This is a genomic window from Pseudotabrizicola alkalilacus, assembly GCF_003443995.1.
Taxonomy (GTDB): domain Bacteria; phylum Pseudomonadota; class Alphaproteobacteria; order Rhodobacterales; family Rhodobacteraceae; genus Pseudotabrizicola; species Pseudotabrizicola alkalilacus.
The window spans coordinates 1-15,441 of sequence record NZ_QWEY01000009.1; the positions used below are offsets into that span (position 1 = coordinate 1).

General features: G+C 62.9%; 11 protein-coding genes. 6 read left to right on the plus strand and 5 right to left on the minus strand.

Going from position 1 to position 15,441, the window contains the following annotated elements; translation table 11 throughout:
- Positions 1–379 precede the first annotated feature (379 nt).
- Entirely contained in the window at positions 380–1,384 is a 1,005-nt protein-coding gene (locus D1012_RS15285) for a D-2-hydroxyacid dehydrogenase family protein (protein ID WP_118154114.1), read from the minus strand.
- A gap of 282 nt (positions 1,385–1,666) precedes the next feature.
- Here D1012_RS15285 and D1012_RS15290 point away from each other — a divergent pair, with 282 nt between their 5' ends.
- The 6 genes from D1012_RS15290 to D1012_RS15315 all read left to right on the plus strand — a co-directional run bounded on the left by D1012_RS15290 (position 1,667) and on the right by D1012_RS15315 (position 11,942).
- A complete protein-coding gene (locus D1012_RS15290) occupies positions 1,667–2,896 on the plus strand; it encodes a ferredoxin reductase family protein (protein ID WP_147335711.1) in 1,230 nt (409 codons plus the stop codon).
- Between the two features lie 19 nt (positions 2,897–2,915).
- Positions 2,916–6,452, plus strand: a complete 3,537-nt coding sequence (locus D1012_RS15295) for a c-type cytochrome (protein WP_118154120.1) — start codon at positions 2,916–2,918, stop codon at positions 6,450–6,452.
- 16 nt (positions 6,453–6,468) lie between these two features.
- Positions 6,469–7,641 carry an OmpA family protein gene (locus D1012_RS15300; protein ID WP_158569368.1) on the plus strand — a complete coding sequence of 391 codons (1,173 nt, stop codon included), beginning with the start codon at positions 6,469–6,471 and terminating at the stop codon, positions 7,639–7,641.
- Positions 7,631–9,208: a caspase family protein gene (locus D1012_RS15305; protein ID WP_158569369.1), complete on the plus strand. Its 1,578-nt coding sequence runs from the start codon at positions 7,631–7,633 to the stop codon at positions 9,206–9,208. Before D1012_RS15300 ends, D1012_RS15305 begins: the two co-directional genes overlap by 11 nt.
- A 68-nt stretch (positions 9,209–9,276) precedes the next feature.
- Entirely contained in the window at positions 9,277–11,118 is a 1,842-nt protein-coding gene (locus tag D1012_RS15310) for a caspase family protein (RefSeq protein WP_158569370.1), read from the plus strand.
- Positions 11,112–11,942 carry a M15 family metallopeptidase gene (locus tag D1012_RS15315; RefSeq protein ID WP_147335712.1) on the plus strand — a complete coding sequence of 277 codons (831 nt, stop codon included), beginning with the start codon at positions 11,112–11,114 and terminating at the stop codon, positions 11,940–11,942. The genes D1012_RS15310 and D1012_RS15315 overlap by 7 nt, the downstream gene beginning before the upstream one ends.
- 56 nt (positions 11,943–11,998) lie before the next feature.
- Here the strand turns inward: D1012_RS15315 and D1012_RS15320 are convergent, their stop codons facing one another.
- The 4 genes from D1012_RS15320 to D1012_RS15335 all read right to left on the minus strand — a co-directional run bounded on the left by D1012_RS15320 (position 11,999) and on the right by D1012_RS15335 (position 15,432).
- Positions 11,999–13,234 (minus strand): saccharopine dehydrogenase family protein, encoded by a 1,236-nt coding sequence (locus D1012_RS15320; RefSeq protein ID WP_118154136.1) that lies wholly within the window; start codon positions 13,232–13,234, stop codon positions 11,999–12,001.
- A 44-nt stretch (positions 13,235–13,278) separates the two neighbouring features.
- Complete coding sequence (locus D1012_RS15325; protein WP_118154604.1) at positions 13,279–14,373, minus strand: carboxynorspermidine decarboxylase; 1,095 nt, start codon at positions 14,371–14,373, stop codon at positions 13,279–13,281.
- Positions 14,374–14,465: 92 nt separating this feature from the next.
- Positions 14,466–15,170: a response regulator transcription factor gene (locus D1012_RS15330; protein WP_118154139.1), complete on the minus strand. Its 705-nt coding sequence runs from the start codon at positions 15,168–15,170 to the stop codon at positions 14,466–14,468.
- On the minus strand, positions 15,142–15,432 hold the full coding sequence (locus tag D1012_RS15335; RefSeq protein ID WP_118154142.1) for a hypothetical protein: 291 nt from the start codon (positions 15,430–15,432) through the stop codon (positions 15,142–15,144). The genes D1012_RS15330 and D1012_RS15335 overlap by 29 nt, the downstream gene beginning before the upstream one ends.
- Positions 15,433–15,441 lie beyond the last annotated feature (9 nt).

Consider the following 15,441-nt stretch of genomic DNA (forward strand, 5'->3'; position numbering starts at 1 on the left):
GATCCTGCGCATCATGCAGACCGAAGGTCAGGCGCTGTTGAAAGAAGGCATCGCAGAAAGCGCAGGTGATATTGATGTTGTCATGGTCACCGGCTTTGGGTTTCCACGTCACAAAGGTGGGCCGATGCACATGGCGGCAAAGGGTCAGACCGACCGGCAGGCCTGACCTGATACACGCGGCGATATCCCGTCATGACACCCTTTCGTGGTCATATCCGGCATCTTGTCAGATGCCCGTATCTGGCATGGTGTTGTCTCAGAACGGACATTTGAGCGTCGCCGCGCTTGGTATTGAATCGCATGGACCGGCGAACGGACATTCTGCCTGCGGAACATGGCCGCCGCGCTCAGCGCTGCGCGGATCGACCATCCCGTTCGGTCAGATGTCGTTGCGGGTCGCGAGCCGGATCGGCGTGCCGTTCAACCAGCTATCCAGATTTTCCACGGTTTCGCGGTAAAAGGTTTCAAAGGTCTCGGCGACCGCATAGCCAAGATGCGGCGTCAGCAGCGCATTGGGCAGACCACGCAAGGGATGGTCGCCCGGCAAAGGCTCGTGGTCATAAACGTCGATCCCTGCGCCGCGCAGGCGCCCCGTGCGCAGGGCGTCGATTAGAGCTGCCTCGTCGACCAGAGGGCCACGGGCGGTATTGATCAGAACCGCATCCTGCCGCATCAGCGACAAGGCGTGGCCGTCGATCACTCCGCGTGTTGTCGGCCCCAGTACCAGATGCAGGCTCACCACATCCGATTGGCGCAACAGTGTTTCTTTGTCTGCAAACACGGCTCCGCCCGCCGCCGCCCGCTCAGGGGTCAGGTTCGGGCTCCAGGCGATCACCTTCATCCCAAAGGCTTGCGCCACCGTTGCCATCCGGCTGCCCAGCCTGCCCAGACCGACCAGACCCAGTGTCCGGCCGTAAAGGGCGGTTCCCAGCCGGGTCTGCCATAGCCCTTGCCGCATCGCGGCGGATTCCTCGGGGAGATGTCGCATCAGCGACACGATCAGTCCCCAGGCCAGTTCGACCGTGGCATAGAGTCCATTGCCGCCGCCCGAGGTGGTCATTACCGCAATACCCAGATCAGCTGCGGCACGGTCATCCAGAGTCCGGTTCACCCTTCCGGTGGCGACAATCGCCGCCAGATCGGGTAGCGCAGACAGCAAGGTGGCAGATATCGGGGTGCGCTCACGCAGCAGGCAGATCGCGTCATAGCCTGCGAGTCGTTTGGCCAGATCTGCTTCGGGTATGGCTTCGGACAGAAATGTCACCTCGGCCCGATCCGCCAGACGATCCCAGTCGGCAAGACCATGGGCCACGCCCATGTAATCATCCAGTACCGCGATGCGGGCCCGTCGGGTCTTTGGCAGCGGTCGGTAGTCCGTCGTCATCGTGGCCCTCTCTTCGTGTCGGTACAGCGTTCATAGCGCACAAGAGGGGCGACGATCCACGGAATGTTGGGCATGAACAAAGATCCGGACAAGGGGAGAGGCGATGACGATCGCCGCAGTGAACGTGAAGGGGTAGTGAATACGCTACTTCTCAGAATCATTTTTTTCACGGAAAGTTGCGTGAATAGGAAAGACCAAGGGGCTTTGGCCCTGACTTTTTGAAGATTGATTGGAAGAAGCGCTTTGATTGGCAAGGTATCCCTCTTTGTGTTGGGCGTCCTGATGCCCGTGATGTTGGCTTATGCGGCAGCAGGCCACCTTCCGGGTAAGACATGGCCCGTGATCGCCTTGGGCGCGGTGGCCTTCACCCTGATGGGGATGAATCTGGTTCTGGCGGCGCGACTGCCCGGCCTTGACGCGGTTTTTGGCGGACTGGACCAGATCTATTGGGTTCACAAATGGACCGGCATGATCATCCTGACCGCCGCCTTTCTGCACCAGCAGATCAAGATTTCCAACGACGGGCTGGAGGTGACTGCGGCATTGAGCCAGCTGGCGGTGGAGGTGGCCGAGGTGGCGTTCATCGGGCTGGTCGTGCTGATCCTGATCAGTTTCTTCAAGCGCGTGCCGAAGATGCCAAAGATTACCTGGGAAATTCCCTATGGGCTGTGGCGCTGGTCGCATCGTTTGCTGGGCGTGGTTTTCATCGCGCTGGCCTTTCACCAGTCCTTTGTCAAAGCGCCGTTTGATGGCAATGCCTTGCTGTCGGTCTGGCTGAACATCGTGGCGCTGGCGGGGACAGCGGCGTTCCTGTGGTCGCAGTTCGGGTTCCTGTTGCGCCGCCGCAGCTATCGCGTGGTGGCGGTCGACAAGCACGCCGCTGCAACGATCGTCGATCTGGAGCCGGTGGGCAGAGCCGTGAACGTGCGGCCCGGCAGTTTTGCCTTCGTGCATTTTTCGTCAAAGGGATTGCGCGAGCCGCATCCCTTTACCGTGTCGCAGGTGCGGCCCGGTGGCGGTATCCAGTTCTCGATCCGGGGGTTGGGGGATTACACCCGCCGTCTGCGCGATGTTATTGCGGTGGGCGATACCGCACGGGTGGAGGGGGGCTATGGCCGGTTTCATCATCATCGTGGCGGGGCAAAACAGGTCTGGGTCGCAGCTGGCATCGGCATCACCCCGTTTCTGGCCTGGGCCGATCATCTGAAACCCGGCGATGCCGAACAGATCGTGCTGATCTACTGCGTCAGGAACGAGGCCGAAGGTGTCGCGCTGGACCGCCTGCGCGCGGCGGCGGACCGGGTGCCCGGTTTTACGCTGAAACTGCACATGTCGGATACGGATGGCCGCTTTGATGCGGCCAAACTGGTCAGTTACCTGCCGTTCGAAATCGGGCAGGCCAGCCTGTGGTTCTGCGGACCGGCCCCGATGCGCGACGGGTTGATCAAGGATCTGAAGGCCGCCGGGAAAGCGCCCCGGTCGGTGCACTTTGAACGCTTCGAATTCCGGTGAATTTCTCAGGGAGGCAATCATGGCCCGCATGACGACCCAGACCACTGCCCTTGCCGCGATGACACTGATTTTGCTGACGACAGGGGGGGCGCTGGCCGGTCTGCCTGAGTTCAAGGACGGCGACTTTGCCAGTCACACCCCCGATGCCACGCGCGGGAAAGAGCTGTATAATGCTGCCGGTTGCGCCACGTGTCATTCAATCGAGGGCGATATGATGACCCTTGCCGGGGGCCGCGCGTTTGAAAACCGGCTGGGTACGGTTTACGCGCCCAACATCACCCATGACCCGACTGCAGGCATCGGCAGCTGGACGGATGCGCAATTCCTGAATGCCTTGCTGCGCGGTGTCGCGCCCGATGGGCGGCAGTATTACGGCGTGTTTTTTCCCTATGCCGCCTATGCGCGGATGAAGCCCGAGGATGCGCTGGATATCCGTGCCTATCTGGGCACGATGGAGGCCAGTGATCTGCCCTCGAAACCGCATGCGGTGAACCTGCTGTCAGACAAGGCGCTGCAACTGATGAACAGCGACCGAGCGCCCCTGAGCGCTCCCGCCGATCCGCAGCTGGCACGCGGCGAGTATCTGGTCGAGGCATTGGGCCATTGCGGCGAATGCCACAGCCCGCGCGATGGATTTTCGGTTGATACGACCAAAGCGTATAGCGGTTTCCTTGGGTTCTTTGGCGATTACTCCCCCGATATCACTGGCGCACGTTTGGAAAAGACCGGGCCAGAGGCGTTTGTAAACGGTGTGCTGGCCGAGGGCAAAAAGCTCAACGGGAGGCCGTTGGCGGCGGGGTCGATGCGGCGGGTGGCGGAACAGACTGCCAAGCTGAGTCTTGAGGACCGCGCCGCGATCTATGCTTTTTTGACCGGCAAGCCGCTGGATGTCTCGACCCTGCCGCAAGCCGCACCCGAGTTGGTGCAAGTGGCAGAGGTGGCGGGCATGGGCAGCGCGACGGTAACCGACGCCACAGCCGCAGCCCCGCCAATGGATATGACGGCTTTGGCGAATGAAACCGGATCGCAGGGGCTGATGCAGGTGGTGCAGGCGGCCTGTGAGATGCCGGTCGACGCGCCAGTGCTGGAGGCGACTCCGGTTGCAGCAATCACCCCGGTTGCAGTCGTGGCCGGGGTGCCGGTGGAGATTGAACAGGCGGCAGACAGAGTGGTGGATCAGCATTGCCGCACCTGCCACGGTCCGGGGCAGCGCAACGACCGTACGTTCCCGATGCACGATATTGCCGATATGGCGATGGACACTGCGGCGGTGACGCCGGGCGATCCCGATAAATCGCCGGTCTATGCCTCGATCGCGCTGAACCGGATGCCGCTGGGTACCAAGCTGACCCCGGCGGAGCTGGACGCGATCAAGGCGTGGATCGTGGCCCTGGGCGAGGTCACGCCTGCGGCGCCTGCTCCGGTGGCACAGGCCCCGGTGGCATCAGCGGAACCGGCAGCGGTGAATCCGGCGCGGCCCAACCCTGATGTTGTCGTGCCACGCTTTGTCGGCGGGGATTTCACCCAGCTGATGATGGCCGGGGTCGCCGATCTGCAAAAGATGAACGACCGCGACCGGCAATTTGCCCGGTACTTCAGCTTTGCCGATACCGAACTGCCGGAACTGGATTGCACCGCCGATGGGATGAAGCGTAACCCGATGGCGTTTCTGCATGCCGGTCTGAACAAGTTCATCAACTCGATCAGCCGTGCGGCCCGTCTGGCCAAGGTGACGCCGGTGGAGGGCACCGATGGTGCGCTGGTACGGATTGATATCCGCGATTATGGCTGGACCGAAGACGACTGGGCCGCGATTTCCACCGGGGCCTTTACCCAAGGCGCGGTCGAGGCGGGGTTCAGCGCGGAAAGCTGGGCCGATCTGGCGCGGGTCTACCCCTATGCGATGGACCCGACCTCGGACAGCCTTTTGCGCGTGCTGGCCGATGGCACCGGCGCGCCGGTGCCGCTGCTCGGCGCCAGCTGGTTCACCCATGTCGCGTCAGAGGCGCCCTATTACGACATGTTCCTGCGCCTGCCCGAAGACATCCGCATTCTGGAACAGCGGATGGGCGTGGACGTGGACCGCAACATCCAGTCAGGTGAGGTGATCCGCGCGGGTATGCTGGAGGGGGCTTCGGGCGTGTCCGATCACAACCGCATGCTGGAACGCCATGATCTGCCGCGCGGCGGGTATTACTGGAAATCCTATGACTTCGCGGGCAGCTCGGGCGAGCAATCCTTGCTCCAGCATCCTGATGGCCCGCGTGAGATGTCACATACGCCCTCTGGCACGGCCGCATTCGAGCATGATGGCGGCGAGATGATCTTCAGCCTCGCCAACGGGTTGCAGGGGTACTACCTGTCCACCAACCTGGGCCAGCGGCTGCTTGTCGGGCCCACCTCGATCGTTTCGTTCCGCAACAAGCCGATCGGCAAGGGGGTAGAGATTGAAAACGCACGCTCCTGCTTTGACTGCCACGAAAACGGGATGATCCGCAAAGCCGATCAGGTGCGCCAGTTCATCGAATCCAGTAACAGCTATACCCGCGACCAGCGCGAGATCTTGTTGGAAATGTATGTGCCGAATGGCGAGTTGGACCAATGGTATCAGCAGGACACAAAGGCGTTTCTGGCCGCGCTGGAAGAGTTGGGCGTGACCGAGAAATCGGCAGCCGGGATCAATGTGTCGATGCGCGCACCGGAGCGGGCGGGCGGTGGCGAGATTGTCACCTATCTGTCGGACATTCAGTTCAACAACCTTGATCTGGCGCAGGTGGCGCGGGCTTTCTTCCTGACCGAGGAGGAATTCCGCGCCCGTATCCGCGAGGTGGGCGACCCCAATATCATGCAGATCGTGCAGCAATGGGTGCAGCGGGTGGATGACGGGCTGCACGTGCGCCGCGCTGAGCTGGAGGCGGTCTATGCCGACCTGTTGCCACGCCTGACAGACCTGCGCCCCTATGACTATGGCGGCGCGGTTGCCTACACGCCGCAGCCGGTGGCAGATTATGTTGCCGTGGCCAGCACCGCCTATGAGGTGGCGGCGCAAAAGGAACAGGCCCCGTATCAGCCGCAGGCAGAAAGCACGCTGCAACCCTATGTGCCTGTGGTGGCCCCCGACGATCCGCTGATCCTGCAACTGTCGGTGCCCTATGTCGAGGTCAAGGTGAATGACCTGCTGGAATTCGACGTGACGGCAAACCGGCGCTGCGAATTGCAGATCCTCTATGTCGAAGAGACCAAGACCGTCGAGGAGCTGCCGCCCGAAGTGCTTGGCCCGGCCTTCCTTGAGGCGGGAGAGACACGCCGCATTCCCTATCCGGGGTCAGGCATGCAGCTGCGCTTTGACACACCGGGCAAGGGCGAAACCATGGTGGCGTTCTGCCGTGAGGGCGGCTTGGGCGACAAGCGGATCACCGGGCAGGGCGCGGTGGCCTATGCCAACGAACGGTTCCAGCCCCTGTCACGCGGTCTGGTGATCGAACGGACCGAGACGGTGGCGCGCGACAATGGCCAGAGCGCGACCAATGTTGTCACCTTTAACGTGCGGCCCTGAGCGGAGGATGATGATCATGACCCAGACACAGACCCATCGCACCCCGTGGCGGAACAGCCTTACAGGGGTGGTCTTTGCCCTTGCCCTGCCGGGCGCCGCACATGCTGCGGCTTGTGAGGACGCGCTGACGGCCTTGCAGGTGGCCGCATCGGCCCCCGATGTCGCGCAGGTGATTGCGGCATGGAACGCTGTGCAACCCGCCGGCTGTGACGACGCGCGCTTCCGCGCAGCGCGTTCGCAGACCTCGGCTCTTGTGGCGCGGGCGGCGCAGAGCGCGCTTGCGGCTGGCAGTACGGATGATGCCGAAGAGATCGTGTTGCAGGCCCCCGGTGTGCATTGGGCGGTACAGGCCGTGCGGGGTGACATCGCCGCCAAACGCGGCAACCGGGCCGAGGCGGCGCGGATGTACAACGCCGCGCTGGATACCTTGGGCGACCCCGGCCAGACGACGCAGAGCGAACAGCTGGTGCCGGTGGCCGAACGGCTGGTGGCGCTGGCGCAGGAAAACATGATGCTGGCAGGCAGCATGGAAAGCACGGTCACCCGTGGCGGCGGTGCGTCGGGGGTCATGACCGTGATGCAGCGCGGGCTGGCGGTGGAGGCGGTGGCGGCAAAGCCCGAAGCCGCGCCTGCGGCTGCGGCAGAGTACGTTGCCCCCCCTCCAGTCGCCCCTGTGGCGGACTATGTGGCCCCTCCCGCAGAGTATGTTGCCCCCCCGGCCGACTACGTCGCTCCATCAGCCGAGTATGTCGCCCCGGCGCAGGACTACGCGGCAGCCGCCCCCGCCTATACGCCGCCACCGGGCCAGCTGAACGTGCTGACCGAAGCGGCGAAAAAGGTGGAATCGGTGTTCCTGCCGATCCGCTTTGGCTTTGACAGTGACCGGCTGGATGCCTCGGGCGTCAAAGAAGCACTGCGGCTGTCCGAATTCCTCAAGGCGCAAAAGGTGCCGCGCCTGTTCATCACCGGCCACACCGATGATGTGGGCGACGCCGCTTACAACCTTGATCTGTCCCTGCGGCGCGCTGCTGGCCTGCGTGACTTTTTGCTCAGCGATGGCGTCTATGCGGCCATCGAGATCATCGGCAAGGGCGAGAGCCAGCCACCGCTTTATACCGATGCGGCGATCTATTCTGTGGAAGAGCTGCGCACCATCGCCCGTCGGGTGGAGATCGCCTTTGGCCATTAAGCGCATCATCGCGTTGGTGCTGGCCGGTCTGGCTCTGGCAGGACCGGCTGTTGCCCGCGACTGGGCGATTGTCGTCGGCATTGACGACTACATCAACTTTGAGCCGTTCGATCCCGACCGGCCAGGTGGCGGGCATTTCGATCTGCAAGGGGCGACCAATGATGCCAGGGTCGTCGCTGCCGCGTTGCGCAAGGTGGGGGTGGATCTGCCCGACAACCGGCTGTTGCTGGATCAGGCGGCAACCGTGGCCGCGTTCGAGGCGGCATGGCGCGAGGTGACGACACAGGCCGCAGCCGGGGACCGGGTATTTGTGACCTTTGCCGGGCATGGCGGGCAGGAGCGCGAGGTGTCAGAACCCTTCGACGAGGCGGATGGTCTGGACGAGACGCTGATGTTTGCCGATTTCGATCCGGCCAACCCGCGCATTGGCCGTCTGACCGATGACCAGCTTCACACCATGCTGCAATCGGTGCCGCATCTGCAGGTGGTCTGGGTGATGGACAGTTGCCACTCGGGCGGGCTGGAGCGCAGCGTCAATCCGCGCGCCGGTGGGCTGACCCGGTCGGGCGGGATCTGGGATATCCCGGTCGAGCCGCTTCCCAATGAACTGCCGGGTGGGCAGGGCGAAAGCGGCGCGCCGGATCTGGCGCATGTGACGCAGATCCTTGCGACCGCAACCGATGACCGTCTGGTGCAGGAAACCGCCTTTGACGGGGTGCCGCATGGGGCGCTGTCGTGGTTCTTTGCCAAGGCGATCGAGGGCGAGGCCGATATGAACGGCGACGGGGTGATCACCCGGCTGGAAATGGCGGCCTATGTCGGCGACCGGGTGTTCACCCATATGGACCAGAACCAGCAGCCAAGGTTTCTGCCGCGCGGCGATCCGTCGGTGATGCTGAGCCTGCAGGCAGAGGTGCCGCCGCCACCCGCGCCTGTGCCGCCCGGCCTGCCGGTCCGGGTGGTTGGCGCGCCACCGCCGGGGCTGGAGGGCGGGCAATGCCCCGGCTGCCGTCTGGTCGATGTCGGCCATGCCGTGATGTTCGAACAGGTGCCGGGCGGCTGGGCTGTCTACAACGGGCAGGGCGATCAGGTGACGGTGATCACCGGCGATGCCCGCGCCCAGATCGAACGCGCCCGCTTTTTGCTCGATCTGAACGAGGCCAAGCAACCCAACCTGCCACCCGTGGCGCTGCGCCCGCATCAGTCGGCAGCGCGGCAACCGATCGGGGCGGTCGTGGGCTTTGATTTTCCGCCCCCGGCATCGGATCTGAACTTTCTGACGCTGTTCAATGTCGCCTCGGATGGCACGGTGCAATACGGTCTTTATCCCCCCGGTTTCCGCGAGGATGCGCCTGCGGATGCCGGGTTGCAGTTGCGGTTTTCGGTCTCGCCTCCCACGGGCGAGGATCAGCTGGTGGTGATCTGGTGCCGTCGCCCGCCCTTGAGCTTGCATGCGCTGTTGCGGGCGGTGAATGGTGGCCCGGTGCCGCCGATGGCGGAGGTACAAGCCGCCAGTGCCGATACCGCCTGCCAGTTCGGGCGCATCGGGTTGTTTACCGAAGGTTAGGCTGTGGCTTGCGCGATTGGGCACTGACGGGCAGGATGATGCAAATACTGGGGCGGAGAGGGTCGGATATGCGCAGTCTTGTTGCACTCAGGCATTTCTGCGCTGCCTTTGCGCTGCTGCTGTTTGGCCTGTCCCCGGCCCTTGCCGAAAAGCGCATCGCGCTGGTGATCGGAAACTCGGCCTATAGCAACGCCACTGCGCTGGCCAATCCGCGCAATGATGCCCGTGCGCTGGCCGACAAGCTGACCTCGATGCAGTTTACCGTGATGCTGCACGAGGATCTGGATGGCCAGTCGTTCCGCATCGCCTTGGGGGAATTTTCCGAAGCCGCCTTGAATGCCGATATCGCAATGGTGTTCTATGCGGGGCATGGCATCGAGATGGCGGGGCAGAACTATCTGATCCCGGTTGATGCCAGAATGCGGTCGGAATCGACGGCGCAGTTTGAAACCATCCCGTTGGAGCAGGTACTGGAATCGGTCCGGGGTGCGAAAAAGCTGGGCATGGTGCTGCTGGATGCCTGCCGCGACAATCCCTTTGCCAATACGATGCAGCGCAAGGATGGCACCCGCGCGGTCAAGCGCGGCCTCAGCCCGGTGCCGGTGGATGGTGAACGCGGGCTGATCATTTCCTTTGCCGCCGAGGCGGGGCGCACAGCGGACGATGGCGACACAAGGCACAGCCCCTATACCGAGGCATTGCTGGAAACCATCGACCAGCCGGGGATCGAGGTGAATCGCCTGTTCCGTGCGGTGCGGGCCAAGGTGCGGGAAAAGTCGGGTGGCAAACAGGTGCCGATCGAATATGCGCAACTGCCGGATGAAGATATCTATCTGGTCTCAGGCGCGGCCCCCGCACCCGACCCGGTGCCGCCGCCGGCCCCGGTCGTGCAGCCTGCCCCCCCGGTCGAAGACCCGTTGCTGATCTATATTCAGGCCTCATCCCGACGCGATCTGGCGAAGCTGGAAGATTTCCTGCGCCGCTATCCCGACCATATCCGCGCACCCGATGCGCAGCGGCTGGTGAGCCAATTACAGGAAGACAAGATCTGGGCCGCCGCTCAAACCGCGGACACGGCGGATGGGTATGAGGCCTTTCTGTCTGCCTATCCAGAGGGGGCCAATGCCGATCGTGCAAAGGAAAGGCTGGCCGCCCTGCGCCCGCCGCCCGCGCCGCAATACACCGGCAGTTGCTCGCCGTTGAACGGCGCGCTTGCGGTGTCGGGCATCCCGCCCGATGACACTCTGTTCCTGCGGCAGGGACCGGGCACCAGTTTCAGCGAGGTGGGCGAGCTGGCCTTTAACACGGTAGGCGTGCATGAGGTTGGCTGCAACAATGGCTGGTGCGAGGTGGTCCATGGCTGCACCCGGGGCTATGGGTCGCAGAAATATCTGCGCGCGGGTGTCGCCAGTCCGGCGTTTTCCACCGATCAGGGCAATTACAGCGCCACCGGCCTTGCTGCGGGCGGGCGTATTCCGGTGCTGTCGGGGCCGGGCGCGCAATATGCCACTGTGTCGGAATTGACTGCCGATGCAACCGGCATCTGGGTCAATGCCTGTGATACCAACCCCGGCGATCCCTATGCCTGGTGCAGCGTCAGCTGGCGCAATGTGGCAGGCTGGGTCTATGGGGCCTATCTGCTGGATGGCATGGGTCGCCAACCCTTTGCCGCGTCTCAACCAGCACCGCCGCCGCAACCCGCCCCTGTGGCGACCACCGGGCAAAGCTGCTTTGATCTGTGGTACGCACGTAATGCGATCTTTGCCGCGCGCGGCTATTGCTTCAGCTCGGCTGAGGGCAAGAAGTGGTTCGACAATTCGCAATGCACAACCTCTTCCCCCAGCCTGAGCGCGGCCGAGAAATCCACCGTCGATGCGATCAAGGCGCGGGAAAAGGCGCAAGGGTGCTGAGGCGTCTGCGCCACGCGTTGTTTCTGGCCAGCATGATGGCCGCCCCGGTCTGGGCCGCAGACTGCGCGCCGGTCGATTTTCTGACGCTGCCGCTGCCGCAGGGCGATGATCCGGTCGTCACGGCCCTGCGCGGGGCCTATCCGGGGCTGAGCGTCGATGCGGCAGGAGTGCGGCTGGCGGACGGCAGCCTGATTCCGCTGGGCGAAGACCCGGGCCGTCCTCCCGGCGCCCGGCTGGCAGAGCCGTCGCTGCGCGAACAATTTCACGATATCTACCCGCTGGCGTTTGATCTGACCGCGCGTGAAGCGCGCTGGCATGATCCGGGCCGCGCGCGGGTCGAGGCTTTGTTTGCCGCGCTTTATGGCGGCAGCGAACAGGCGGTGCGCGCGGGTCTGAAAAAGGTTGCGATCAGTGGTAAGGCCAGTTTTCTGATCTCGGAGCGGCAGGGCGCGGCTTGTCAGATGCGCGCGGCGCTGGCGGAGGTGGCGGCTTTGCCGACAGACTGGGCCCCGGCGTTCCGCAATGTGGGCGGCAGTTTCAACTGGCGCAAGATCGCGGGCACCGCGCGCATGTCGACGCACAGCTACGGCATCGCCTTTGACCTCAACGCCGATCTGGGCGGCTATTGGCGCTGGTCCAACCGGCCCGAAGGGGACGCCGGGCCCTATGACAACCGCATCCCGGCCGATGTGGTGCAGGTGTTTGAGCGGTTCGGTTTTATCTGGGGCGGCAAGTGGCATCATTTCGACGGGATGCACTTTGAATACCGGCCCGAGATCATTCTGTATGCGCGGCTGATGGGCCAATCCGCTCCGCTGCGCTGAGCCGCGACTCGTCAAAGCAAAACTCCCGCCGTTTCGGGCGGGAGCATTGATGGTGCTCAGAATTCCAGCAGCCGGTCGCCCGCGGCCTCCTTGATCCGCGTCGGCAGGCCGATGTCGTTCAGCAGGTTGATGAACGGGGCCGGGTCCATGTCTTCGACATTGGCCATCGTGCCCACATCCCAGATGCCATCGGCGATCAGCAGCGCGGCAGCGACCGGCGGCACGCCAGCGGTATAGCTGATGCCCTGCGCGCCCACTTCGGTATAGGCGTCCTTGTGGTCGGCGACGTTGTAGATCAGCACTTCCACCGGCTTGCCGTCCTTGGTGCCTTTGACAAAATCACCGATGCAGGTCTTGCCAGTATAATCCGGCGCAAGGCTGGCCGGGTCGGGCAGCACCGCCTTGACCACCTTCAGCGGAATGACCTCCAGCCCTTCGGCGGTGGTCACCGGCTGTTCGGACAGCAATCCAAGGTTTTTCAGCACGGTAAAGACGTTGATGTAATGGTCGCCAAAACCCATCCAGAACCGCACATCGGCCTGCGGATAGCGCGCTGACAGTGAATGCACTTCGTCATGGCCGGTGAGGTAGGCCTTTTGTGCGCCGACAACCGGCATGTCAAAGGTCTGACCGACCTCGAACATGGTGTTCGACTGCCAGGCCCCGTTCTGCCAGGAATAGACCGTGCCGGTGAATTCGCGAAAGTTGATCTCGGGGTCAAAGTTGGTGGAGAACCATTTGCCATGCGAGCCAGCGTTGATGTCAACAATGTCGATCGACTCGATGCTGTCCATCAGGCCTTCGGCGACGCGGGCATAGGCGTTGACCACACCGGGGTCGAAGCCGACGCCCAGAATGGCGGTCACGCCCGCCGCTTTGCAAGCCTCGCGCCGTTTCCATTCGTAATTGCCATACCATGGCGGCGCTTCGCAGATCTTGCCTGCGTCTTCGTGAATGGCGGTGTCCATATAGGCCACACCGGTCTGAATGCAGGCATCGAGCACGGTCATGTTCACAAAGGGCGAGCCGACGTTGATCACGATCTGACAGCCCGTCGCCTTGATCAGCGCAACCACCGCAGCCGTATCCATCGCATCCAGCGCATGGGCCTGAAACACGCCCGGCACCTTCATCGCGTCTTTGGCGTGCACGCTTTCGATGATCGCTTCGGCCTTGGCCACGGTGCGGCTTGCGATGTGCAGATCGCCCAGCCGGTCATTATGCTGCGCCGCCTTATGCGCCACCACCTGAGCGACGCCACCAGCGCCAATGATCAGAACATTCCGTTTCACTTCGAACCGTCTCCTTTAAGGACAGAGGGAAGGGGCAACCCGGATTACCCGAGGTTGCCTTCAAAATCGGCATAGCCGAATTCACGCGCAACGGTCATCGAGCCGTCCAACTCCTTGATGACGATGCCCGGCATCTTCACCCCGTTGAACCAGTTCTTCTTGACCATCGTGTAGCCCGCCGCATCGGCGATGCTCAGCCGGTCGCCGACCTGCAACGGCGCGGGGAAATTGAATTCACCGAAGACATCACCCGCAAGGCAGGACTTGCCGCAGATCTGGAACGGGTGGTCGCCATCGGTCTCGATCTTGGCACCGATGCGGTAGATCAGCAGATCCAGCATATGCGCTTCGACCGAGGAGTCGACCACGGCCAGATCCTTGCCGTTGTTCAGCACGTCCAGCACCGTCACCTCAAGACTGGCCGCCCCGGTGATCGCGGCCTCACCCGGCTCAAGGTAAACCTGCACGCCAAAGCGTTCGGAAAACGCTTTCAGCCGCGCGGCCAGCTTTGCCACCGGATAGCCTTCACCCGTGAAATGGATGCCGCCGCCAAGGCTGACCCATTTCAGCCGCGACAGAAGCGGGCCGAATTCATCCTCAATCCGGGTCAACTGGCTGTCGAACAGGTCAAAATCGTCATTCTCGCAGTTGTAATGGATCATGAAGCCGGAAATCCGGTCCATCACCCGCTCAACCTTGCCTGCATCCCATTCGCCCAACCGGCTGAACGGGCGGGCCGGGTCGGCCAGATCGAACCCGCTGGTCGAAAAGCGCGGGTTCAGGCGCAGGCCACGGCTGATGCTGGCCGACTGGTTGTCGAACCGTTCCAGCTGACCGATGGAGTTGAAGATGATCTTGTCGGCATAACCGACCGCTTCGGCAATCTCATGGTCCGCCCATGCCACCGAATAGGCGTGCGTCTCTTTGCCAAACCGCTCGCGGCCCAGCTTCAGCTCATAAAGGCTGGAGGAGGTGGTGCCGTCCATATGCTGCCGCATCTGGTCAAACACGCCCCATGTGGCAAAGCATTTCAGCGCCAGCAGGGTCTTTGCCCCTGACTCTTTACGTAGCTCATCCATGATGGCCATGTTGCGCGCCAGTTTGGTGCGGTCGATCAGGTAAAACGGCGTCTGGATCATCGCATCCCCCATTCGGACAGCATAACGACAAGAGGGGCGCTATGTATGACCCCCCACCCCCCTATGCAAGCCCTGTGACGGGCGGATGACACTCAGACCATGCGGATCACGTCTTTTCCCACCGCCAGAACATAGCCGCGCCGGGCGATGGTCTTGACCAGCAGCTCGCTGACCAGCTGGTTGCCGAGCGTGTCGCGCAGACGTTTCACCCGCGTTGCCCCGGCAGCCTCGTCGCAATCCACCTCGTTGCGGCCCGAGATCACCGATTCGATCTGCGCGCCGGTCAGCACCTCGTCATCCATCCGGGCCTCGGCCAGCACGGCCAGCGTTTCCAGCGCGGCCTCGGTCAGCGCGAATTCCATGTCGTTGATATAGACCGCCCGACCCTCACGGCTGATCATCAGGCTGGCCACCTGAATGCCCGAGCGCTGGATCGCCGAAATTCGCCGGTTCAGCGCGATGATCATCACCAGAAACACCAGCGCCGCCACCAGCAGCGCGGTGGAAAACACCAGCAGCACAAAGATCACCATGCGATAGCTTTGCAGCACCTCGGAAAACGAGGTGCCGCTTTGCGCCAGAATCTCCAGCAGCTTGATCTGGGCCCCGGTGGTCAGGTTGTCGTTTTCGACAAACAACCGTTCGACCCGCGCGTTGAAGGCGTTGGCGTCAGGCAGGCTGAGGAACAGAAACAGCGCCGCCCCGAACAGGATCAGCACAATACCTGCGATGCCAAAGCTGACAACCCGGTTGCCAGCCTTCAGACTCTCAGTAACGGAGGTAGAATTCTCCTGCACTCGCTTGCCTTTCGCCAAGGCCCTCGGGGCCGAATGTTGCCAACACGTTCAACAACGTCCAGCCCGCCGAGGCAAGCCGTGGTTTCAGCTCGCGTTGGGCGGCGCCCGGCGAGCAGTTGCCGTCACTGACTTGCGCGACACCATAGTGCAGACGCAAGGGGCCATCCTGCTTGGCCTTGTAATCTGCGTAGCATTCCGCCGACGCAGGCGCTGCCAGCGCCATGGCCAGGACGGACGCGATGATCAGCAATGGGGTTTTCATATCTGGCTC

Excerpts from the sequence above, each read along its gene's own strand:
- D1012_RS15325 (WP_118154604.1), bottom strand. The coding sequence starts at position 14,373 with ATGATCCAGACGCCGTTTTACCTGATCGACCGCACCAAACTGGCGCGC.
- D1012_RS15310 (WP_158569370.1), top strand. The coding sequence starts at position 9,277 with ATGCGCAGTCTTGTTGCACTCAGGCATTTCTGCGCTGCCTTTGCGCTG.
- D1012_RS15290 (WP_147335711.1), top strand. The coding sequence starts at position 1,667 with ATGCCCGTGATGTTGGCTTATGCGGCAGCAGGCCACCTTCCGGGTAAG.
- D1012_RS15285 (WP_118154114.1), bottom strand. The coding sequence starts at position 1,384 with ATGACGACGGACTACCGACCGCTGCCAAAGACCCGACGGGCCCGCATC.
- D1012_RS15300 (WP_158569368.1), top strand. The coding sequence starts at position 6,469 with ATGACCCAGACACAGACCCATCGCACCCCGTGGCGGAACAGCCTTACA.
- D1012_RS15295 (WP_118154120.1), top strand. The coding sequence starts at position 2,916 with ATGGCCCGCATGACGACCCAGACCACTGCCCTTGCCGCGATGACACTG.
- D1012_RS15335 (WP_118154142.1), bottom strand. The coding sequence starts at position 15,432 with ATGAAAACCCCATTGCTGATCATCGCGTCCGTCCTGGCCATGGCGCTG.